This is a genomic window from Endozoicomonas sp. SESOKO4 (assembly GCF_024606275.1).
The window spans coordinates 1-1,599 of the sequence record NZ_JAHHPS010000285.1 but is presented as its reverse complement, the minus strand read 5'-3'; the positions used below and the strand labels follow the sequence as shown (position 1 = coordinate 1,599).

The window sequence follows — 1,599 nt, the reverse complement described above, 5'->3', positions numbered from 1 at the left end:
GTTGCTGAATTAGCTTTTTCCATCGCGCAGGATGAGCGTTGGCCCACCCACGGCCAAACGTCCATCGCTACTGACGAAGACCAGCTTGATCACTTTATTACCCGTGACGGGGTAGTTTTTGCGGGCACGCATTTGCTCCTCGACTTTTGGGGAGCTGAAAAGCTGGATGACCCCACTACGATGGAAGAAGCGATGCGCGATGCCGTCGAAAAGGCGGGTGCTACTTTGTTGCATATCCACCTTCATCGCTTCGAGCCCAATGGCGGCATTTCCGGCGTTGCAGTATTGGCTGAATCACATATCAGTGTGCACACCTGGCCAGAGAGGGACTTCGCGGCATTCGATATCTTTGTGTGTGGTGATTCTCAGCCAGAATTAGCGGTTCCGGTATTAAAGGCCGCCTTTAACCCTGACTCGGTTTATACGAAGGAGCATCTGCGCGGTGCGGTGTTCATCGAAAGCGAGTAAGCGTTTTATCATCCAGTGGATCTGACTATGAATTTCGGCGGTTCTTTTCGCAAAGACGGTGTAAAAGTCAGGGCGGAAATTGCTATCGAGGTATACGCTACCAGTGTTTTTTATTGTTTATTGGCAAATGTGTCAAAGGAATTTTATAAATATGTGTGACGATGTAGCGGCTTTTGATGTATTTCTGTAACTTTACTGTACCTAAGTACTGGTACTCATTGCGGATTTTGCTTATCTTGTAGTTCAATTACAAAATTGATCGAAATCAATTTTCTGAAGTTTTAAACTCTGCCTCTCCGCACCCAATTTAATGTCCATCAGAAGCCGAACATCCGGCTGGAAGCCTGATGGCAGGGTGGTTGAACCTAAAGTTCAGGCAGGGCAGAATTTTCGTTAGATAACAGTTAGCCATGACAGGGATAGCCCTCAAGTTATTTGTCCTTGTCCCGGCTCCTGAGGCTCACGTCGTTTGATCATTGGTTTCGACTGGTGGTACGGGCTGAAAAAGCAGTCCTTCAGAGGTAAGCCTCGACTATCCTGACAGTCAGAATTTCACTGGTACAACGAAGAATAACCGCCCATTAAGAGTGAGGTTGTTCATCCCGGGTTGAAGCGGTTTATTCGCACAAGGCTGATTGTAGCTTCAGTGTACTGTTGTCCGGATAATCGAAATGGAAAGATGCATCAGTGGCTGATGACCCCTTCACAGATGCTTTTTTTAGAACTGGTTACAGCGCTCAATTCTCGGAGCAAACTATATGCATGACATTGATCCCATCGAAACCCGGGAGTGGCTGGAAGCCCTGGATTCCGTACTGGAAAAAGAAGGGGAAGACCGGGCACATTACCTGATGACCCGCCTTTCCCAGCATGCCAGAGCGAAAGGCACACAGCTGCCCTATGCGATTACTACCCCTTATCGCAACACCATTCCGCCTGAGAAAGAAGCGAGAATGCCGGGTGACCTGTTCATGGAACGCAGAATCCGTTCCCTGGTCCGTTGGAACGCGCTGGCAATGGTCATGCGTGCTAATCAGAAAGACAGCTCTCTGGGTGGCCACATTTCTTCGTTCGCCTCCAGTGCAACTTTGTATGATATCGGCTACAACTATTTCTTCCAGAATCTGACCC

1 protein-coding gene and 1 pseudogene are annotated in these 1,599 nt (G+C 48.5%); both read left to right on the top strand.

All coding sequences use genetic code 11. From position 1 onward, the window contains the following. The coding region (speD, locus tag KDK16_RS05360) for an adenosylmethionine decarboxylase (protein ID WP_306670733.1) at positions 1–468 on the top strand (468 nt) is incomplete at its 5' end. Between the two features lie 758 nt (positions 469–1,226). Then, a pseudogene (gene aceE / locus KDK16_RS05355) lies at positions 1,227–1,599 on the top strand (pyruvate dehydrogenase (acetyl-transferring), homodimeric type); the annotation flags it as partial.